At 44.0% G+C, this 21,590-nt stretch carries 17 protein-coding genes and 1 pseudogene; 13 read left to right on the plus strand and 5 right to left on the minus strand.

Annotated elements, in window-relative coordinates; all coding sequences use genetic code 11:
• The first annotated feature begins 116 nt into the window (after window positions 1-116).
• The 10 genes and pseudogenes from PCC7418_RS21070 to PCC7418_RS00345 all read left to right on the plus strand — a co-directional run bounded on the left by PCC7418_RS21070 (window position 117) and on the right by PCC7418_RS00345 (window position 6,662).
• Window positions 117-329, plus strand: coding sequence for an Rpn family recombination-promoting nuclease/putative transposase (locus tag PCC7418_RS21070; protein ID WP_255348270.1), 213 nt, complete (start codon window positions 117-119; stop codon window positions 327-329).
• Window positions 304-915 (plus strand): Rpn family recombination-promoting nuclease/putative transposase, encoded by a 612-nt coding sequence (locus PCC7418_RS00310; protein ID WP_255348271.1) that lies wholly within the window; start codon window positions 304-306, stop codon window positions 913-915. Before PCC7418_RS21070 ends, PCC7418_RS00310 begins: the two co-directional genes overlap by 26 nt.
• 159 nt (window positions 916-1,074) lie before the next feature.
• A complete protein-coding gene (locus PCC7418_RS21235) occupies window positions 1,075-1,317 on the plus strand; it encodes a DUF2887 domain-containing protein (protein ID WP_315862133.1) in 243 nt (80 codons plus the stop codon).
• Window positions 1,286-1,885 (plus strand): Rpn family recombination-promoting nuclease/putative transposase, encoded by a 600-nt coding sequence (locus tag PCC7418_RS00315; RefSeq protein WP_315862134.1) that lies wholly within the window; start codon window positions 1,286-1,288, stop codon window positions 1,883-1,885. The genes PCC7418_RS21235 and PCC7418_RS00315 overlap by 32 nt, the downstream gene beginning before the upstream one ends.
• 159 nt (window positions 1,886-2,044) lie before the next feature.
• The gene (locus PCC7418_RS00320) at window positions 2,045-2,842 is read left to right on the plus strand and encodes an Rpn family recombination-promoting nuclease/putative transposase (RefSeq protein WP_015224194.1); all 798 of its coding nucleotides are present in this window, start codon (window positions 2,045-2,047) and stop codon (window positions 2,840-2,842) included.
• A gap of 208 nt (window positions 2,843-3,050) precedes the next feature.
• Complete coding sequence (locus tag PCC7418_RS00325; protein WP_396275496.1) at window positions 3,051-3,836, plus strand: Rpn family recombination-promoting nuclease/putative transposase; 786 nt, start codon at window positions 3,051-3,053, stop codon at window positions 3,834-3,836.
• A 159-nt stretch (window positions 3,837-3,995) separates the two neighbouring features.
• Window positions 3,996-4,565 carry an Rpn family recombination-promoting nuclease/putative transposase gene (locus tag PCC7418_RS00330; RefSeq protein ID WP_041596353.1) on the plus strand — a complete coding sequence of 190 codons (570 nt, stop codon included), beginning with the start codon at window positions 3,996-3,998 and terminating at the stop codon, window positions 4,563-4,565.
• A 32-nt stretch (window positions 4,566-4,597) separates the two neighbouring features.
• Window positions 4,598-5,195, plus strand: a pseudogene (locus PCC7418_RS00335) (IS607 family transposase).
• Complete coding sequence (locus tag PCC7418_RS00340; protein WP_015224195.1) at window positions 5,155-6,363, plus strand: RNA-guided endonuclease TnpB family protein; 1,209 nt, start codon at window positions 5,155-5,157, stop codon at window positions 6,361-6,363. Before PCC7418_RS00335 ends, PCC7418_RS00340 begins: the two are co-directional and overlap by 41 nt.
• A gap of 20 nt (window positions 6,364-6,383) precedes the next feature.
• Window positions 6,384-6,662, plus strand: coding sequence for an Rpn family recombination-promoting nuclease/putative transposase (locus tag PCC7418_RS00345; RefSeq protein ID WP_255348289.1), 279 nt, complete (start codon window positions 6,384-6,386; stop codon window positions 6,660-6,662).
• A gap of 200 nt (window positions 6,663-6,862) precedes the next feature.
• Here PCC7418_RS00345 and PCC7418_RS00350 read toward each other — a convergent pair whose 3' ends face one another.
• The 4 genes from PCC7418_RS00350 to PCC7418_RS19185 all read right to left on the minus strand — a co-directional run bounded on the left by PCC7418_RS00350 (window position 6,863) and on the right by PCC7418_RS19185 (window position 15,894).
• Entirely contained in the window at window positions 6,863-7,606 is a 744-nt protein-coding gene (locus PCC7418_RS00350; RefSeq protein ID WP_015224196.1) for a hypothetical protein, read from the minus strand.
• Between the two features lie 114 nt (window positions 7,607-7,720).
• The gene (locus PCC7418_RS00355; protein WP_015224197.1) at window positions 7,721-8,842 is read right to left on the minus strand and encodes an Ig-like domain-containing protein; all 1,122 of its coding nucleotides are present in this window, start codon (window positions 8,840-8,842) and stop codon (window positions 7,721-7,723) included.
• 170 nt (window positions 8,843-9,012) lie between these two features.
• Window positions 9,013-13,644 (minus strand): S-layer family protein, encoded by a 4,632-nt coding sequence (locus tag PCC7418_RS00360; RefSeq protein WP_015224198.1) that lies wholly within the window; start codon window positions 13,642-13,644, stop codon window positions 9,013-9,015.
• 117 nt (window positions 13,645-13,761) lie between these two features.
• The gene (locus PCC7418_RS19185) at window positions 13,762-15,894 is read right to left on the minus strand and encodes a hypothetical protein (protein WP_015224199.1); all 2,133 of its coding nucleotides are present in this window, start codon (window positions 15,892-15,894) and stop codon (window positions 13,762-13,764) included.
• Between the two features lie 344 nt (window positions 15,895-16,238).
• On the opposite strand from PCC7418_RS19185, the gene PCC7418_RS00370 reads away from it, so the two are divergent.
• Together PCC7418_RS00370 and PCC7418_RS00375 are read left to right on the plus strand one after the other, a co-directional pair.
• Window positions 16,239-16,997: a hypothetical protein gene (locus tag PCC7418_RS00370; protein ID WP_015224200.1), complete on the plus strand. Its 759-nt coding sequence runs from the start codon at window positions 16,239-16,241 to the stop codon at window positions 16,995-16,997.
• A 290-nt stretch (window positions 16,998-17,287) separates the two neighbouring features.
• Window positions 17,288-18,775 (plus strand): UDP-N-acetylmuramoyl-L-alanyl-D-glutamate--2,6-diaminopimelate ligase, encoded by a 1,488-nt coding sequence (locus PCC7418_RS00375; protein ID WP_015224201.1) that lies wholly within the window; start codon window positions 17,288-17,290, stop codon window positions 18,773-18,775.
• Between the two features lie 10 nt (window positions 18,776-18,785).
• Here PCC7418_RS00375 and queF read toward each other — a convergent pair whose 3' ends face one another.
• The gene (gene queF, locus PCC7418_RS00380; RefSeq protein ID WP_015224202.1) at window positions 18,786-19,190 is read right to left on the minus strand and encodes a preQ(1) synthase; all 405 of its coding nucleotides are present in this window, start codon (window positions 19,188-19,190) and stop codon (window positions 18,786-18,788) included.
• Window positions 19,191-19,250: 60 nt separating this feature from the next.
• Here queF and PCC7418_RS00385 point away from each other — a divergent pair, with 60 nt between their 5' ends.
• Window positions 19,251-20,732: a CIA30 family protein gene (locus tag PCC7418_RS00385; RefSeq protein ID WP_015224203.1), complete on the plus strand. Its 1,482-nt coding sequence runs from the start codon at window positions 19,251-19,253 to the stop codon at window positions 20,730-20,732.
• Window positions 20,733-21,590 lie beyond the last annotated feature (858 nt).

The raw sequence follows: 21,590 nt of genomic DNA on the forward strand, positions 1-21,590 counted from the left end.
GAAACCCAACACCAATCATAACCATCAAATTTTAACTGGTCACTGGTCACTGGTCACTGTTTCTAAGGAAGTGATGCCATGAGATAATCATCAACAAACCCCTGTTCATTCTGGTAATGAAAACCGATTCTCTATTTTATCGTCTCTTCCAGATTCGACCACAACTGCTATTTGAACTCCTCTCCGATTCTCCTCAACCCGCCAGTAGCTATCAATTTACCTCTGTAGAAGTCAAACAACTTGCCTTTCGCCTTGATGGTCTGTTTCTGCCCCCAAAATGGAGACAGGAATGCTCCTTTTTATGTGGTGGAAGTCCAGTTTCAACCTGATGAGGAACTTTACTATCGAGTCTTTGCTGAACTTTTTCTCTATCTACGACAACATCAACCCCCTCATCCTTGGCGAGTGGTGGTGATTTATCCGCGACGAAGTGTAGAACGACTGGTTGAAGGTCAGTTTGAAGACTTATTAAATCTCAATCGAGTCACTCGCATTTATCTAGAGGAATTGGAAACAACTGAAAGCAGTGCTTTTGGCGTTCGTTTGGTCAAACTCATTATCGCTAGTGAAATTGAAGTCTCTCAACAGGCGAGAAGTTTACTCCAACAAACCCAAGCGGAAATCATGCCCTCAAAACTGCAAGACGATATCATAGATGTAATTGAGAGTATTATGGTCTATAAGTTCCCGCAAAAGAGTCGTCAGGAGATTGCAACCATGTTAGGAGTCGAAGATTTAAAACAAACTCGTTTTTATCAAGAAGTCTTTGCTGAAGGGAAACAAGAAGGGAAACAGGAAGCTGTTTCGCGAATGGTAGCATCTGGCGTTGATTTAGAAACCATCGCGCAATGGCTTGATTTACCGTTAGAAATTGTTAGAGAAGAAGCGCAAAAACATCAAAACTCCTCTTCTTAAATCCCTATCCCTCTCAACCCGCGTAGGTTGGGTGAAACCAAGTGAAACCCAACACCAATCATAACCATCAAATTTTAACTGGTCACTGGTCACTGGTCACTGTTTCTAAGAAAGGGATGCCATGAGATAATCATCAGCAAACCCCTGTTCATTCTGGTGATGAAAACCGATTCTCTATTTTATCGTCTCTTCCAGATTCGACCACAACTGCTATTTGAACTCCTCTCCGATTCTCCTCAACCCGCCAGTAGCTATCAATTTACCTCTGTAGAAGTCAAACAACTTGCCTTTCGCCTTGATGGTCTGTTTCTGCCCCAAAATGGAGACAGGAATGCTCCTTTTTATGTGGTGGAAGTCCAGTTTCAACCTGATGAGGAACTTTACTATCGAGTCTTTGCTTGAACTTTTTCTCTATCTACGACAATATCAACCCCCTCATCCTTGGCGAGTGGTGGTGATTTATCCGCGACGAAGTGTAGAACGACTGGTTGAAGGTCAGTTTGAAGACTTATTAAATCTCAATCGAGTCACTCGCATTTATCTAGAGGAATTGGAAACAACTGAAAGCAGTGCTTTTGGCGTTCGTTTGGTCAAACTCATTATCGCTAGTGAAATTGAAGTCTCTCAACAGGCGAGAAGTTTACTCCAACAAACCCAAGCGGAAATCATGCCCTCAAAACTGCAAGACGATATCATAGATGTAATTGAGAGTATTATGGTCTATAAGTTCCCGCAAAAGAGTCGTCAGGAGATTGCAACCATGTTAGGAGTGGAAGATTTAAAACAAACTCGTTTTTATCAAGAAGTCTTTGCTGAAGGGAAACAGGAAGGGAAACAGGAAGGGAAACAGGAAGCTGTTTCGCGAATGGTAGCATCTGGCGTTGATTTAGAAACCATCGCGCAATGGCTTGATTTACCGTTAGAAATTGTTAGAGAAGAAGCGCAAAAACATCAAAACTCCTCTTCTTAAATCCCTATCCCTCTCAACCCGCGTAGGTTGGGTGAAACCAAGTGAAACCCAACACCAATCATAACCATCAAATTTTAACTGGTCACTGGTCACTGGTCACTGTTTCTAAGGAAGTGATGCCATGAGATAATCATCAACAAACCCCTGTTCATTCTGGTAATGAAAACCGATTCTCTATTTTATCGTCTCTTCCAGATTCGACCACAACTGCTATTTGAACTCCTCTCCGATTCTCCTCAACCCGCCAGTAGCTATCAATTTACCTCTGTAGAAGTCAAACAACTTGCCTTTCGCCTTGATGGTCTGTTTCTGCCCCAAAATGGAGACAGGAATGCTCCTTTTTATGTGGTGGAAGTCCAGTTTCAACCTGATGAGGAACTTTACTATCGAGTCTTTGCTGAACTTTTTCTCTATCTACGACAACATCAACCCCCTCATCCTTGGCGAGTGGTGGTGATTTATCCGCGACGAAGTGTAGAACGACTGGTTGAAGGTCAGTTTGAAGACTTATTAAATCTCAATCGAGTCACTCGCATTTATCTAGAGGAATTAGAAACAACTGAAAGCAGTGCTTTTGGCGTTCGTTTGGTCAAACTCATTATCGCTAGTGAAATTGAAGTCTCTCAACAGGCGAGAAGTTTACTCCAACAAACCCAAGCGGAAATCATGCCCTCAAAACTGCAAGACGATATCATAGATGTAATTGAGAGTATTATGGTCTATAAGTTCCCGCAAAAGAGTCGTCAGGAGATTGCAACCATGTTAGGAGTCGAAGATTTAAAACAAACTCGTTTTTATCAAGAAGTCTTTGCTGAAGGGAAACAAGAAGGGAAACAGGAAGCTGTTTCGCGAATGGTAGCATCTGGCGTTGATTTAGAAACCATCGCGCAATGGCTTGATTTACCGTTAGAAATTGTTAGAGAAGAAGCGCAAAAACATCAAAACTCCTCTTCTTAAATCCCTATCCCTCTCAACCCGCGTAGGTTGGGTGAAACCAAGTGAAACCCAACACCAATCATAACCATCAAATTTTAACTGGTCACTGGTCACTGGTCACTGTTTCTAAGAAAGGGATGCCATGAGATAATCATCAGCAAACCCCTGTTCATTCTGGTGATGAAAACCGATTCTCTATTTTTATCGTCTCTTCCAGATTCGACCACAACTGCTATTTGAACTCCTCTCCGATTCTCCTCAACCCGCCAGTAGCTATCAATTTACCTCTGTAGAAGTCAAACAACTTGCCTTTCGCCTTGATGGTCTGTTTCTGCCCCAAAATGGAGACAGGAATGCTCCTTTTTATGTGGTGGAAGTCCAGTTTCAACCTGATGAGGAACTTTACTATCGAGTCTTTGCTGAACTTTTTCTCTATCTACGACAATATCAACCCCCTCATCCTTGGCGAGTGGTGGTGATTTATCCGCGACGAAGTGTAGAACGACTGGTTGAAGGTCAGTTTGAAGACTTATTAAATCTCAATCGAGTCACTCGCATTTATCTAGAGGAATTAGAAACAACTGAAAGCAGTGCTTTTGGCGTTCGTTTGGTCAAACTCATTATCGCTAGTGAAATTGAAGTCTCTCAACAGGCGAGAAGTTTACTCCAACAAACCCAAGCGGAAATCATGCCCTCAAAACTGCAAGACGATATCATAGATGTAATTGAGAGTATTATGGTCTATAAGTTCCCGCAAAAGAGTCGTCAGGAGATTGCAACCATGTTAGGAGTCGAAGATTTAAAACAAACTCGTTTTTATCAAGAAGTCTTTGCTGAAGGGAAACAAGAAGGAATACAAGAAGGAATACAAGAAGGGAAACAAGAAGGAAAACGAGAAGCTGTGTCTCGAATGATAGCGTTAGGATTGGAACTAGAAACGATCGCGCAGTGCTTAGATTTACCGTTAGAAATTGTCAGAGAAGAAGCGCAAAAACATCAAAACTCCTCTTCTTAAATCCCTATCCCTCTCAACCCGCGTAGGTTGGGTGAAACCAAGTGAAACCCAACACCAATCATAACCATCAAATTTTAACTGGTCACTGGTCACTGGTCACTGTTTCTAAGAAAGGGATGCCATGAGATAATCATCAGCAAACCCCTGTTCATTCTGGTGATGAAAACCGATTCTCTATTTTATCGTCTCTTCCAGATTCGACCACAACTGCTATTTGAACTCCTCTCCGATTCTCCTCAACCCGCCAGTAAATATCAATTTACCTCTGTCGAAGTTAAACAACTTGCCTTTCGCCTTGATGGGGTGTTTCTGCCCCAAAATGGAGACAGGAATGCTCCCTTTTATGTGGTGGAAGTGCAATTTCAACCGGATGAAGACCTCTATTATCGCCTATTTGCTGAGTTATTTCTGTATTTACGACAATATCAACCCCCTCATCCTTGGCAAGTAGTGGTCATTTATCCCCATGGCGGGATCGAACGCAACGCTGAACTTCATTTTGGATGTTTGTTGCATTCAGACCAGGTGACCCGTATTTACCTAAATGAGTTGACAGACACCGAGGAGAGTCCTTTCGGCATTCGTTTGGTCAAACTAATTGTTGCGAATGAAACCGAAGTTCCTCAGCGAGCACAAGCCTTGTTAAAGCAGACAACTCAACAGGTGGATCAGTCCAGACAGCAACAAGATATCATAGATTTAATTGAGAGTATTGCAAAGTTTCGTTGAAAATATAGACATCTATAGTCTATAACGAACATATGAAACTTTCCACCTATGCCAAACAAAAAGGAATAAGCTATCGAACTGCACATCGGATGTGGAAAAGAGGGGAATTAAATGGATATCAGTTACCAACGGGAACGATAATCTTAGAAACTCCCAGTTCTTCTGTCAAAGGTGTTGTTATTTATGCGCGAGTTTCTAGTGCTGAAAATAAGGATAACTTAGAGTCTCAAGCAGAAAGGCTTATTCGTTATTGCTCCGCTAAAGGTTACCAAATTACCAAAGTGATTAAGGAGGTTGGAAGCGGAGTCAACGACAAACGCAGGAAATTATCTAAGTTACGATCGCCAAGATGATTACCACTTAATTGTTGTTGAACATAAAGATAGGTTGACGAGAGTAGGATTTAATTACTTAGAAACTCTGCTTAACAAGCAAGGAAAATCCATAGAAGTAGTAAACCTGTCTGGAGAAGAAACAGAAGATATAATGCAAGATTTTATTAGCATTATTACTTCCTTCTGTGCCCGCATTTATGGATGACGACGACGAAAAAGAAAAACTGAGTGCCTCATTAATTGCTTAGAAGAAAATGAGACAAGTTCAAAAGCATCTAATCAAGAAAACTCATAGGCAATTTGCTGAGATTGATCGGACAGCGTTTGCTTCTAAGAACTTATTCAATTCTGCTGTTTATATCTGCCGTCAGGCTTTCTTTAATGGAACACCAATTCCTAGCTTTAACCAGCTTTATCACTTATTAAAGACTGGAAAGGACTATCAAGCCTTACCAACTAAAGTCGCTCAGTTAGTAATTAAACAGGTGGTTAGATGTTTTAAGTCTTACTTTGAGGCAATTAAAGCATATGAGAAAAACTCCGATAATTTTTTCTCCAGACCTAAACTTCCTAGCTATAAGGATAAAACTAAAGGTAGGAATGTTCTAACCTATAATAGTCAGGCTTTTTCTAAAAAGTGGTTACGCCAAGGTTTCATTAGCCCCTCTGGGCTGTCCCTAAAAGTACCAACCAACCTAAAACAAATAGAAGAAGTAAGGATTATTCCTAAGAACAATTGTTATGTTTTAGAGGCTATTTATACGGTTCAAGAAGCACAACTACTACCTCAAGAAAAAGTAGCTGGGGTTGATATAGGTTTGAATAATTTAGCAACGGTTGGAAGCAGTGATCCTGATTTTAAGCCTTTTATTGTTGATGGGAAAGCCTTAAAATCTTGCAATCAGTTTTACAACAAAAAGAAAGCAAAACTACAATCTCAGCTACCCTCTAATCAGTTTACTTCTAAAAAACTAGAAGGATTAACACTAAAACGCAACAATAAAGTGGATTATTACCTCCACACAGCTAGTAGATTAATTATTAATCAACTTTTAGAGCGCGGTGTTGGTCATCTAGTGATTGGAAAGAATGAAAACTGGAAACAAAATATAGAAATAGGAAAGCGTAATAATCAAAACTTCACTCAAATTCCTCATGCTCGTTTTATAGATCAATTAACATATAAAGCAGAGTTAGTGGGGATTAAAGTAACTTTGACCGAAGAAAGTTACACTTCAAGGTGTAGTTTCCCAGACCTAGAACCAATTAAAAAGCACACTAATTACAAGGGACGTAGAGTTAAAAGAGGTCTGTTTAACTCTTCTTCTGGTCAAAAAATCAATGCAGATCTAAATGGCTGTCTCAACATCCTAAGAAAAGTAGTTGGTGACTCTATCTTTGATGGAAAACCAATAGAGAGGCTTGTAGTTAGCCCAGTAAGGTTCCAGCCTTACAAAGCCTGAGTAGATATTTGTCTACAAAATTGGTAACTATTATGGTTTATAAGTTTCCGCAAAAGAGTCGTCAGGAGATTGCAACCATGTTAGGAGTCGAAGATTTAAAGCAAACTCGTTTTTATCAAGAAGTCTTTGCTGAAGGGAAACAGGAAGGGAAACAGGAAGGGAAACAGGAAGGGAAACAGGAAGCTGTTTCGCGAATGGTAGCATCTGGCGTTGATTTAGAAACCATCGCGCAATGGCTTGATTTACCTTTAGAAATTGTTAGAGAAGAAGCCCAAAAACATCAAAATTCCCCTTCTTAAATCCCTATCCCTCTCAACCCGCGTAGGTTGGGTGAAACCAAGTGAAACCCAACACCAATCATAACCATCAAATTTTAACTGGTCACTGATTACTGATCACCAAAATTCGGATCATCTTCAAGGACAAAAAAACCGTAGTGCCCCTTCTCTTTACCAAGTTAAGGACACCACGGTGTAGTGACAAGACTTAAATCACTGGTTTAAGCAAATACAACGTCTCCAAAATCTGGACTATCATTAAAGCCATCGATTCCAAATGCACCAGTTGTCACATCAATGAGGGTTATTCGGGAAACAGACCCTGATCCGTCGTCAAAGTCAAACTGAGTATTGCCATCGCTTTCTTGGAAAGAAACGTCATCTTGTGTCACACCTTGTAAGGAAATTTGGTCATCATTGCCAAAACCAAAAATTTCGACATTATTTGGCGTATCAACACTGTCAGTGAAAATAAAACTGTCTGTGCTTGCATCAAATTCTTCGGCAGCACCAGTCACTGTACCGCCCAATTCATCAAGGCTTTGCGTGCCTTCGATTTCATTACCAAAAACTAAGGGAGTGGTTGCACCATCAATTTCGTCTCCAGGATCAAAGAGTTGTCCACCAAAGCTAATTTGACTACCTTCAACCGCAACCTCGGTCGCCCCATCATCAAAGGTGACTTGACTGCTGGTATTGGGAGAAGCTAATAACTCTGCCGTGATGTTCCCTTCACTATCAATAATTTGTAGTGTTGAACCATCTCGTAAATAGTCAAAATCACTACTATTTCCATTAATCCTAACATTGACTCCAGAATCAAGGTTTTCGGCACCTGCTCCAGCAGCAATCTCAATGGTGCGACTACTCTCTGCAGAGCCAGCAAAATCAGCAAATACACCAGTGGAAACTGGAAATGTATCTGGGGCATCCGCCTTTAAAATAATGATGACATTAGTCGCCATAACTCAACTTCTCCTAATTTTAATTTCTATTTCAAGGACAAAAAAACCGTAGTGCCCCTTCTCTTTACCAAGTTAAGGACACCACGGTGTAGTGACAAGACTTAAATCACTGGTTTAAGCAAATACAACGTCTCCAAAATCTGGACTATCATTAAAGCCATTGACGTCAAAAGCACCTGTTGTAACGCCCAGTAAAGTGATTCGGGAAACAGTTCCTGCCCCATCATCAATGTCAAACTGGGTATTACCGTTACTTTCTTGGAAACTCACATCATCTGCAATCACACCTTGGAAAGTGATTTGGTCGTCTGCACCAAAGTTAGAGATATCAACAGCGTTAGCTTGATCAACACTATCAATGAAGTTGAAGGCATCTGTACCTGCATCAAACGTTGCAGGATTTTCCAGAGATCCTTGTCCATCAATATTTTCATCGGTGAAATCGCCGCCACCATCAGCAGTGGTGAAACTAAAGTCACCAGCAGCAATCCCATCAAAGTCATTACCAGCAATATCTTGGAAGACACCAGCATCAAAGGTGACCTCGTATTCAGTACCTGCTTCCAAGTCATCCGTGGGGTTAATCGTCACAATATCATCGGCAATACTGACTTGCGCATCAGTAACAGGGATGGTTTGAGTGCTGCTGTCATCAGTGAGGTCAGTAATTGTGATATCACCCGTTCCCGCCTCTACATTTTCATTGAAGTCGAGGGATAAATCACCTGCAACATCCACATCAACCGCATCATCAGCAGGAGTCGTCGCTTCTAATTCTGGAGGTGTAGTATCACCACCGCCATCAGCAGTGCTTGTATCAGCAACCGTAACTTCAGGAGAAGTTACATCTTCTGCCTCAAGTTCTGCCTTAAGGGTAAACGTTTCTTCTCCTTCATCAACACTTTCATCTGCAACGAAAGCTAACTCAACTGTGGCATTCCCTTCCGCATCAAGGGTAATCTCAGTTGGGAGAGGACCTTCAACATCATCTGCATTAATATCTCCCTCAATAGTCTCAATAGTAACCGGAACGGTTTCTCCTGCAGAGTCGGGAATGCTGATTGTAAAAGTGACGACATTATTATCAGTGTCAGGATCTTGATCTGCTTCTTCGATCTCGGTTGGCTCAGCAGTAATGCTATTACCACCAGCACTGATTAGGCTAATACTATCAGCATTTTCACCAGTACCGCCGACTTGACCGTCTGCTCCAGTATCAATAATTCCAAAAGCCATTGTTGTTGTTACCTCCAAATTGAAGTTGAGTCTGTATTGTTGTATTTGTCTTGTGAAACATCTGCTTTAGAGTCAAGGAGAGGAGGCTATCCTCCCCTTGCAATTATTCCGAGCTGAGAAAGTAAAGTCCTCGAATTTTACAATCACTCTAACTCGAAACGGCTAACTTCTTAGGCAAAGTCAATTCCAGCGAAGAGAGCTTGAGCATCTGCTACGTTGGCAAATGGGTCAAATGTTGGATCATCAAAGCTCAAAGAAGCAATATCTTGTACACTGCTTGATCCACCTTCGCCATCGGCATCAAAGGCTAAACGACCTGTACTTTGCTCGAATACGTAGGTTGGCAAGTTGGGATCAGTAACGCCAGCAGGCAGACTGATATTACTTCCTTCTGCTGCAACACCGCTATTGAAGACAAAGGCATTGATGACCTCAGGAACAGCACCACCAGGCAGAGCTGCATCCAGCAGATCAACACCAGCACCAGCACCGCCATCTTCAAAGCCACCGCTGACAGATAGGCTAATTTGATCGCCATTAACTGGGTCGAAGTCAGTAATGGCATCTCCGGCAGCAGCAACACTGTTGAAGACAAAAGTATCAGCACCAGCATTACCGGTGAAGGTATTCTCATCTGCGTTAGCAGTAAAGGTATCACCAGCAGCCGTTCCAATGACATCCTCAATTTCAGTAAAGATATCACCTGTGCTGGAACTGCCAGTTGTTAAATCAATTTGGACTGGACCTGTTAAGTTGGAGAAATCAAGGACATCAGTGCCATCGCCCCCCTCAAGGGTATCAATTGCAACACCGTCATTATCAACAAAAATGACATCATCGCCGGCATCGCCTTGAACTAAGTCAGCACCACCGCCGACAGCACCAGTAATATCATCACCACCTAGGGTGTCATTACCAGCACCACCAATGACAACGTCAGAACCAGTGTCACCGACAACAATATCATCACCAGCTAATCCATTTAGAGTATTAGGATCATCATCTCCAACCAGGGTGTCATTCGCAATTGAACCACTCAGATTATTAATAGTATTGGTGTCTTGAACTCCATCACCATCTTGATCGATTGTTACTAAGAAATCACCTATTGCTGGACTATTAGCTGGTTGTGCACCAGGAACAAAGAAACCAGTAGCATCCAAGATGCCATCACCATCAGTGTCAATTTGGACCAAAGGATCAGCAGCTGTAATACCACTACCATCTGCAGCACCAACAGTTGAGGGGTCTAAATCAACATTGACCCCAACACTGGAAGTTGCATAAGTTAATGTATCTGTATCTACATCACCTTGAATATCACCACCATCAATTGTGTCAGGACCTTGACCTCCATTCAGGGTATCGTTATCTATACCACCATTAAGCAGATCAGCGCCATTACCAGCATCGAGTGTGTCTAGTCCAGCACCTCCATTCAGCGTATCTGCACCAGCAAGAGCGGTTAAAGCGTCATCGCCAGCATTACCAGTTAGGACGTTAATCCGACCATCACCAGTGAGCGTATCATCAAAGCCAGAACCCGCAGCGCTTTCAAAGGTGTTGGTATCTAGAGTGCCGTTATTATCAGAGTCGAAGAAGATGAAGACATCGCCATCGGCATGACCACCGGAAGCAGTGCCTGCACCTAAATCAACCGTAACACTCGCATCGGAAAGGGAATAGCTGACTGTATCATTAGCTCCTCCAGTGGGAATGAAACGAGTACCGCCAGCACCATCAATATCACCTTCACCCCCATCTAGGGTGTCAGCACCAGCACCCCCTTGAATTGTGTCATTGGCATCTCCACCATCAATTTGGTCATCACCATTACCAGTGGTAATGTTGTCACGACCATCGATGAATCCGTCACCATTCAAATCTTCTCCTGGATCTAGCACACCATCATTGTCAAAGTCTGCTCCATCATATGTCGTTACAATGAAGCTACCATCACCCGTTGTGATTGTATGTGCAGTTGGTGCCGCTAGAGCAGGCGCACCAGAATTAACTCCACGACCTGCTCCAAAGTCAAGGTCAGCAACATTATCAAACGAGTTGTTAGCAACAGTAACTGTCACAGCAGCGTTCGCATAATCATTGAAAATAGTGCTGCCTGTCGGTTCAGTTTGCGCTTGGGCAAGTTCAGCAGAGGTAATATTATCTGCAGAAACGTTAGTTACACGGGTTGGCAGTCCTGGTGTTGGAGGGGTAACATTAATGTTCGCTCCGTTGGGGTTAAGGACAGTGACTGTATTGAGAGTGCTGGTTAACTCGCTAGCATCGATATTGATGTTGCTGTTGGGGCTGATTTCTAAACCGAGGTCATTTGTGCCAATTTGGTCAATAACATCAAGGCTGATGAACAGATTCGTGGGATCGTTACTTGCAGCAGGTTGCGTTAATTCGCGAACAATTTCATCAGTCAACGTGATGTTGAAATTGCTAAGAGCGAGGTTTTGGGAGTTGGTGAGTTGAATTTCTTCAAAACCGGCAACATTATTGAAATCTGTGGGATCAGCAGTGAAGGTATCACCCCCATCAGCACGGAAGTCGAGGGTATCAACGTTAGTAACTGTATCGGCGAGACTAGTCCGAATTGCTTCAGTCGTAACCGGAAGCGGAACACCAGAAATGCCATTACCATCAGGGTCAGGAGTGAAACCAATGACAAAACGCTCAGGAATGGGCAAACCAACGCTTGCAGGGTTGATACCGCCTTGACCACCATCGAGGTCGGATAAACCATTGAAGGATTCATCACTGAAGATGAGACGTTCAGAAGCATTACCGCCTTCTACGACAACTTGAGAATCAGGAGCTAAGAACTTCAAGTCGATGACATTGCGATCAAGTGCGTCATCATCGTCACTTAAGGTAAAGTTACCGCTAGCATCAATGGTTAAAGTTGCATCATCGGTTGTGGTATCAACTAAGTTGTCAATTAAAGTAACCTGGTTGAAGACAGGAGAATCAGCGTCACCATTGAGTTGAATCGTTTCAACACCAGTGACGTTTTGAACTTCTGATTGAGAGGTGAGGCGTGTATTAGCAGCTAAGTTGACAACATCACCTGTGCCTTCACCACCGGAAACAGTGTCGTTAGCATTTAAGCGGCTGGCACCACTAGTCGTATTCAATCCGAAGTTAAATGTATCATCGCCTTCATCGCCACTGAGACTATCTTGACCACTGCCAGCCGTAATAACATCATTACCGCCAGCACCAGAAACAACGTTATCACCAGAGGCAACGCTTCTCGGGGGCTCAGGTGCTAAGTTAACAGTGTCGCCTGCTTCACCACCTTGGATAGAATCATTACCATTACCACCCAAAATGGTACCTGCCCCTTCATCAGAAATCGTGACAATGTTGCCTTGCAGTAAAGTGGGGTCAGAGTCGGTATTAGCAAGGGTAAAGTCACCATTTTCTAAGATAACGGTGTCATCTTGACCTACATCTTGTGTATTGATGGTGAGGCTATCAACAACAACTGTTAGAGTATCTGCTTCATCAACATCGGGTTCACCGCGAACCAGTTGACCGAGCAATTCGTTGGTGAGAACAAAATCTCCATTCACTGCCGCGTCACCAGCAATGACATCAATGCCAGAAACATATTCGAGATCGTCAAGGGGAAGTTCACCTGGAACGGCGCTACCTGTGAAGAAGAGGATATCTTCGCCACCAGCAGCAGCGATTGTATCTTCAGAATCAAGATTAGCAAAGTCAGCGGTAATGGTTTCTGGGTTATCAGTGCCAATATAGAAGCTCGCACCAGCAGGAACTGTAAAGTCACCGCCATTGAGGACAGCATTATCGCCTTCGGTGAGGTTAACCACTCGGACACTGTTGGGGTTGATGACATCTAAGTTTGTGGTGTCACCAATGATACGAATTACTTTATCTTGAGTAACGTCCCCTAAATCGATTTCATCATCGGCATCGCCAACAGCAAAGGTGAGAGAGTCTTCCAGAACACCAAAGGTATTAGAACCGCCAGTGATGGAGTCAATGAGTAAATCCGATAAATCTAAGGTATTTCCACCTTCACTATTGGTGGCATCAATTAACTCGACATTGCTAACAGGACGGAGAGAAATATCATCACCATCGACACCGAAGGTGGAATCACTGACCGCACCAGTTTGGAGACGGTCAAAGCCTTCGCCACCATCGAGGACAGGGTCATCGGGGTCACCAACAAGGGTGTCATTGCCACTGTCGCCTTGAACGGTGTCAGCACCACCGCCCCCATCGAGTAAGTCATTACCATCTCCACCACGAAGGGTTTCATCGGCATCAGTGGTAACAAAATCAGCATCATCTGCGGGGGTAATGACATCATCGCCATCTGTCCCCTCAATCAGATTAGGAGTAGGTTCATCGCCCTCACCAATCGTGACTGCATCACCAGCAACCGTTTCATCTCCTTCAGGAACAGTTGTGCCAAGGGTATCAGTTACAAAGTCGCTGTAGCTGACATCTTCCTCATCAATCCCAGCAGTGGCGTTACCACCAGGCTCATAAGTGAAGGTGTCTGCACCGTTGACGTTAATAACAACACCATTGGTTAACGTAATTTGTAAAGCAGTTCCAGCAACAACAGAAGATGCAATTTCTAGACCATCAACGAGTTGGATGCTGTTGCTGCCATCTGTATCGCTAATTGTGATTTCTTTCGGAGTATCGGTTAAAAGAGAACCAGAAATAATATAAGTGTCGTCTCCGGAGAGTCCGCCGAGAATATCGGGAGATGTATTTTGTACTAGTAAAACGTCGTTACCAGAAGTAGCCATGATTTAATTTGTCTCCTATCAGGAAATTTCCGTATCGTTTGCTTAGTTTGGCAATGGAATCGCGCGATTTTAGATCACCAATGAACGCACGATCAAACAGTGGGAGTGGGAGCGAATCTAAACGACTTCAACAGCAACTGCTGCTGGGTCAAGCACATCCTCAAGGGTAAGGGCAATGAGGTCGCCATTAGCATCCGGACCAAAGGTGACGTTTGTTTCTTGGGTAATGACGTTAGATTGTACAGCAATTGTTTCGCCATTGGGTAACGTTTCACCACTAACTTGGTCAAGAGTGGTTGCATCAGCAGCAACACCATCGGGCAGATCCAGTTCTAAGGAGTCTGCTGGGTCAGCTACCGAGAACCCTTGAATGTCAACTTGAGTGTTGTCATCCAACGCTTGGGCTGCAGCTAAGTCAAAGCTGAAGACATCACTATCAGCAGTTCCCGTAATCGGATCAGTGCTACCTGCAGGAATTGAGATCACTTCACCACCATCATCAGGCACGCTTGTGTCATTAATGACAGTATCAATGCTTGCCTCAATTTCACCAAAAGAAAGGGCGGTTGTGAAGGTTTCTTCACCTTCCTCAGCAACGTCCTCAACAATCGGAAGCTCTAAGCTGCCCGTATTTTCAGTGATCTCAATAGTTCCTGTCAAGGGAGCATCAAAGTCCTCAGCATCAATGCCCTCACCGCTAATTGCGTAATCAACGGTTTCCCCATCAGCAATGTTGGTGGTGGTTACCGTAATAGTTGCTGTTCCCCCTTCATCCACAGGATTGGGAGCAACTTCAACGGCAACGGTTGGTTGATCATCAGGCACGCTTGTGTCATTAATGACAGTATCAATGCTTGCGTCAATTTCACCAAAGGAGAGGGCGGTTGTGAAGGTTTCTTCCCCTTCTTCCGCTACATCCTCAACGACGGGAAGATCTAAAGTGCCCGTGTTGCCAGTGATCTCAATAGTTCCTGTCAAGGGAGCATCAAAGTCCTCAGCGTCAATGCCCTCACCGCTAATTGCGTAATCAACGGTTTCGCCATCAGCAATATTGGTGGTGGTTACCGTAATAGTTGCTGTTCCCCCTTCATCCACAGGATTGGGAGCAACTTCTACAGCAATTGTGGGCTCTGGCGGTTCTTCCGCGATGCTGGTATCATTCACAACGGCATCAGCAGTAATCGTATCGCCGTTGACCACAGCCCTTGCCACAATGCCTTCTAACCCTTCAGTGGCTTCATCCTCAGCAAGCTCAATGGAGAAGTCAGCACTGCTTTCTCCAGCAAGAATCGTTGCTGTTTGTTCCAGACTTCCCGTAATATCCGCTTCGTCAATTCCACTCAGGGTTAGTGCAACTTCGGTATCTTCACTAACCGCACTGCCGTCTTCTGTTCCAACGGTAAAGGTTAAGGTTTCTCCTTCATCGACGACGTTGGCGCTTTCGGTCATGATGAATGCTGGAGGGAGAGGAGCAACGCTACTATCATTAACGCTTACTTCACTGCTAAGACTCTCCTCAAAACCAGCAAGGGATGCTGTTACCGTCAGCCCTTCAAAATCTTCTGTGGTTAAATCTTCAGCAAGCTCTACCTCGAAGGTGGTGCTGCTACTTCCCGCTTCAATAACTGCAGTACCGTCGAGGGTTTCACCGACAATATCACCCAAATCGATATCGCCAGCAATGCTGAATTCTACTTCCACATCACTACCGACAACCCCGCCATTATTGGTTTCGACGGTAAACAGGAGCGTATCTCCTTCATTAACGATGTTATTGATAGCATCATTATTTAAGGAGAAGAAGTCACCACGACCTTCACTAAAGCCAAACTGTAAATAATGCTCTAAAGCAGACCCAAAACCGCCTTCTGCAACCGCGTTGGCTACATCAGCATTAGCATTGAGATAGCTTAGGGGATCAAAGAAGTCATAACCTGTTCCTGAGCGACCTTCATTCAAGCCAAAGGCTAAGAAATGCTCTAGACCGCTAACAAAATCCCCATTAGCAACCGCGTCGGCTACATCAGGATTTTCTGCTAAATAGGTTTCTTCTGAAAAAAAGGTTAAGGCTTCGCTTGGGGGGCGAACCAATGCGTCTGCTTCGCTGAAAGCCAAGCCAAATTCGAGGAAGTGTTGAAACCCGCTTTCAAGAGTTCCCGCTTCCACGGCAGCTTCTACATCTGGATTATTCGTTAAATAAAAGTCCTCGTCAAAGAAACTTCTTGCTTTTGATTCACTTATAAATGCCATTACTTGCTTTACCTCACACCGAGTGGTCTTTAACGAACTGGCAGCCTAGACGTTTTTTATTAGTCGCAAGTTCCCAGCTTGACTAAAAATTGATTTTGAGCAGAACTGGTATTCGCGAACTGGAAAATTGGATTAGTGCTAGGAGAACCAGTTTTTGGTACAAATTAGCTTAAATTCTAGACTTAACTCATCATGATAATCGTATATTGGGGCTGATTCAGTTTAATGCTACCCGCCTCCTTTATGGATGTCAAGGACTTTTCTAACTCTTTTGCTCAATTGGTTTGCGACAGTGGGACTTAATCAGGTATCGTTGCTCTGTTGGACTGAATATGGAATAACTGATGAGCCAAAACTCTGGTGTTAAAACGGACGAGAAAAAACAGCATTTTGACGATATTTATATGGAATCGACACCGGTTCCCTTTAAGGAGCGGATTATTGATGCGTTAGATTATATCTCTGATAACAATAATCGGCAGACTTTTGATCGCTTAATTTTGCCCTGGTGTGAGCAACAGGGGGGACAGCCTATTCCTTATGTGGATCTGTGTTGCTGTTTTGGCAATACAACCCTCGCGATCGCGCATAATATGACCGTGGATGAGATTCGGGAAAACTGGAAAGACACAGAAACCGCACAAACCCCTCTCAAACCTCGTCGCCTGAACTTACAAACCACTGGCATCGATATTTCAGAAAATGCGCTGAATTATGCCCAAAACGCGGGGATTTTCGACACAACAATTCAAGCGGATCTGAATCAACCGACTCCTGAAAAGAAAGCACAAGTCTTGCAAACGATGAGTAAGGCGGATATTCTGGTCTCTACGGCTTCATTGGTCTATTTAGAAGAAAGCGCGATTCAAGACTTAATTGGGGCATTTGCCAACGCCAATCGAGAAGGATACTGCATTGTTAACTTCCTCAATCCCTTCGGCTTAGAAAAAGCAGATGCGACCAAACGCATTCTCCTTGACCACTTAACCTTTGTTGGCAGCACCGCTACCCGCCACCGCCGACTCTCGGCATTAGAACAAGAAAACTATCCTGGTGAGGAATGGTCACTTCTCGAAATTTGGGTGCTTAAGCGTAAGGCTTAGCGGGTTCTATTTTTTGTCTGTTCGGTGATGTCACATAGGGCTACGCGCTGGGGAAAGGAAAAAGGGTCTTAGAAAGGGGAAATCCCCCCTCACCCCCCTTAGAAAGGGAAATCCCCCCTCACCCCCTTAGAAAGGGGGGAATGGAAGGACTACCTTGTCGGGTTTGCTTTGCCCACCCTACGACTCCAACTTGTTTGTAGGGAGTGGGGGAGTTGGAGTTGGGGAGGATCTTATTAGAAGATGAGAAGAGGTCATTTGCTCGCACTCGGTTTGAGGAGGAAAAAATCATCATGAAGTTACGTGAGTTACTGGCGACAGTTCCCCAACTTTCGGCGCTGTCGGATGCGCCTAACTTAGAGAAAGAGGTGACGGCGATTGTTACTAACTCCCATCAATGTCAAGGAGGAGAGTTATTTATTGGCTTACCGGGTACCCGTGTAGATGGCGGAGATTTTTGGCGGAGTGCGATCGCTGCGGGCGCGATCGCGGCGATTATTACCCCAGATGCAGCCAAACGCTATCCTCCGACATCAGAGTTTTCTGTGTTTGTTATCGAAAATATCAATGATGTGTATGGACAATTAGCATCTGCATTTTATAATCACCCTTCTCAACAGTTAAAACTGGTGGGAGTCACAGGAACGAATGGCAAAACTACCACCACACACCTGATTGAATTTTTCCTTTCCGTAGCCAAAAAATCGACTGCCCTCTTCGGAACGTTGTATGCCCGTTGGCAAGGCTATAATCAAGTAGCAACGCATACCACACCGTTTCCAGCAGAATTACAAGCTCAACTGGCAACTGCACTTTCGGCGGGCAATGAGTATGCTGTGTTAGAAGTGAGTTCTCATGCTTTAGCCCAAGGGCGGGTTAAGGGATGTGCCTTTGAGGTGGCGGTGTTTACTAATCTCACCCAAGATCATCTCGACTTCCATGAGACAATGGAAAACTATTTTCAAGCGAAAGCTCTTTTGTTTCGTAAGGAATACTTGCGCGATCGCGCCATTATCAATCAAGATGATCCCTATGGTCAACGTTTAATCCAAGAACTGGCAACGGAAAAAGTGTGGCGGTATAGTCGGCAAGATACCAGTGCGGATCTTTATACTGAGAACTTGGTTTACGAAGCCAGTGGCGTACAAGGAACGCTGAAAACTCCCCAAGGAGAGATAACATTTCGTTCACCCTTAGTGGGAGAATTTAATCTTTCCAACTTACTCGCAGCCGTGGGCGCAGCATTACATTTAGGCGTAGAATTAGAAACGATCGCGCAGGCTCTACCGAACTTTACAGGCGTTCCTGGACGGATGGAACGGGTGGTGGTTGCTCCCAGTCAAGACATTAGCGTCATTGTCGATTATGCTCATACACCTGACAGTTTAGAGAATTTATTACGGGCTGCCCGTCCTTTTATTCCCCAGCGACTGATTTGTGTGTTTGGCTGTGGCGGAGATCGCGATCGAACAAAACGTCCGTTGATGGGGAAAATTGCCAGCGATCTTGCTGATGTTCCTGTGGTGACTTCCGATAATCCGCGCACAGAAGATCCACAACAGATTATTGAGGATATTTTAGAAGGAATGGCAAATGCAGAAACGATTGTCCAGCGCGATCGCGCCGTTGCCATTGCCAGCGCGATCGCCATGGCTCAACCAGGAGACGGGGTTTTAATTGCTGGAAAAGGACATGAAGACTATCAAATTCTGGGAACGGAAAAAGTTCACTTTGATGATCGCGAAGAAGCCAGAAAAGGGTTAGAAAAGAGATTAAGTTAAGCGCGATCGGTTAAACCCGAGGCTGTTGGTGATGAACTTCCACCACCGTATGCACATTTCCCCGTGGCGAAAAATCCCCTGTGATCGTCACCTCTAGAGGATCACAGGCAGCCACAAAATCATCTAAAATCTGATTGACCGCCTCTTCGTGGGAAATGTAGCGATCGCGATAGCTATTGATATACAGTTTAATGGCTTTCAACTCAACGATCGCCTGATCTGGCATATAGGAAATATTAATCGTAGCAAAATCTGGATAACCTGAGAAGGGACACTTACAGGTAAACTCTGGGAGGCTCACATCAACTTTATAACGCCGTCCTGGGCGAGGATTGGGAAATGTAATCAGTTCCCCTTCCGCAATTTCTCGCTCCCCATATTTCATTTCTGGACTGTTGGTTAAGTTTTCTGCCATATTCGTTACATTATTCTTAACCAACTTTAACACATATTCACCATCAAGCAGGTTAGCCCCATGAACCAAAAACAATCTTGGGATCTGTGTCGTTTGATTAGAACCTTAACTTATTTTGATGTCCTTCCTGTCATCAGCAGTCTTCCTGGAGTAAAACAAATGATTTTAGGCAAACAAGCGATCGCTCAACCGAAAGCACTGAACCCCCAAACGGGAACCATTCTGGTAGCAGGTGCAACGGGTGGCGTTGGGAAACGGGTCCTGCAACGCCTACAGCAGAAAAACTATCCCGTGCGGGCGTTAGTCCGTAGCATTGAACGTGCGCGATCGATTTTAGGGGATGATGTTGAATTTTACGAAGGAGATATTACCATTCCCGATAGTTTAAAGCCAGACTTAATAGCAAATGTTACCGCCGTTATTTGTTGTACGGGGACGCGCATTCAACCCGTAGAAGGAGATACCCCTGATCGGGAAAAATATTATCAAGGGGTCAAATTCTACGAACCAGAAGTTGCAGAATCAACCCCAGAAGCGGTGGAATATAAAGGCATTCAGAATCTGATCCAACTTGCCAAACAATCCCTATTGGATACTCCTTATTTTCCAATTTTTAATTTTCGCAATACCAACAGCAACCTACCAGCAATGTGGGGGGCTTTAGATGATGTTGTTATGGGCGGTGTCAGTGAGAGTGGACTTGCTCAAGAAGGGGAAAAAGCAGTTTTTTCTGGGAATGTTTCCACAGAAAATAATGGCGGATTTACTTCAGTTCGCACCCGCAATTTTGAACCCAATTTAGATTTATCGGGATACGAAGGGATTTATTTACGAGTGAAAGGAGATGGTAACCGTTATAAATTCTTTCTCCGTTGCGACAATCGTTGGGATGGGATTGGCTATGCCTACTCCTTTGATACGGAAAAAGACACTTGGATTGATGTCTATGTTCCTTTCGCCGAACTCACCCCTGTCTTTCGGGCAAAAACCATGGACGATGCACCTGATTTCAATGCAGCAGCAATTGATTCCATGCAGTTGATGTTAAGTAAATTTGAATACGATAAAGCCCTCAATCCTCATTTTCAACCGGGAACCTTTCGCCTAGAAGTCGAACAAATTGCAGCCTATGGCGGAGAAGCCACCCCACAATGGATTACAATTAGCTCAGCAGGGGTAACGCGACCAGGACGCTCTGATCTTGACCTTAGCCAAGAGCCTCCCGCAGTGCAAATGAATGAGCAATTGGGCGGACTTTTGACTTGGAAACTAGCAGGAGAAAATGCGATTCGCGAAAGTGGTTTACGCTATACGATTATTCGTCCTTGCGCCCTAACCGAGGAAACAGAATCCGAGTCATTACAATTAGAACAAGGGGACACGCTCAAGGGTCAAGTCAGTCGGGAAACCATTGCTCAGTTGTGCGTTGAACTGCTGCAAAGTCCAGAAGCGGTCAATAAAACCTTTGAAGTTGCCAGAACCACAACCAGTAATTCTGCCCTGAATTGGCAACAACAGTTATTAAACTTGGAAGGTAAATAGGGTTGGTAAGCGAAATTGCTTTCTTTTCCTAAAGTCTAGAATGAGCAAAAACCAAGCTGGAGGGAGATTTGGTCTCCCCATCTCCCCATCTCCCCACCTGAAGGTGATTTCAGGAGAATCAAACGACCCCCCTTACCAAGGGGGGCTGGGGGGGATTCCCCTTACCAAGGCAGGGCTGTTTCATTCTCGGGGGAAAAATTGGCAGCGATTGCACTGAAACCCTTATGGATGGGCGCGAAGCCTTCGGCACGAGCTTCACTCTACGCGCATATTTCTTCTGATTTGAGTTATTCATAAGAAAAAAGCCGTAAAACCCCTGCTATTCCTAATCTCTGGAACAGGCAAAAAAATAGAATGAAACAATCCTGCCCTTACCAAGGGGCGCTAGGGGGGATTCCCCTTACCAAGGGGGGCGAAGGGGGGATAATCCAAAATTGATTTAGGATTGCTAAAGGTTTAAGGAATGTGATTTCCTTTTCCTTTCCTTTTTCATAATAATTAAAAACCATTTTTTATAAACCTTAAATTAACCATAACCTTTTCTTAAATAAAAACAAGAAAAACAAGAGTTGTTTTGTGATAACTTGGCGAAGGGTGTGGTGAGTAAAGTACATAATTAACTATGTTATTTGCTATATCTGGATTAAAAAAAATAAGTCATTCATCTATCTTCAGATAGGTGTTTTTCAGTGTCGTGTGGAGTGCTGATCCTAGGAGTGACGAATGACAAGAATTGATGACATTCAAGGCGCTGGACACACCTCTCCTTACCGAGATGAGTTTAATGACGTGGAAATTGACAATGTGATGTGGGAGAGGGTCGTTTCCTGAAGATGAACGCTATAGCTTTATTTTCCA

Source organism: Halothece sp. PCC 7418 (genome assembly GCF_000317635.1).
Classification (GTDB): domain Bacteria; phylum Cyanobacteriota; class Cyanobacteriia; order Cyanobacteriales; family Rubidibacteraceae; genus Halothece.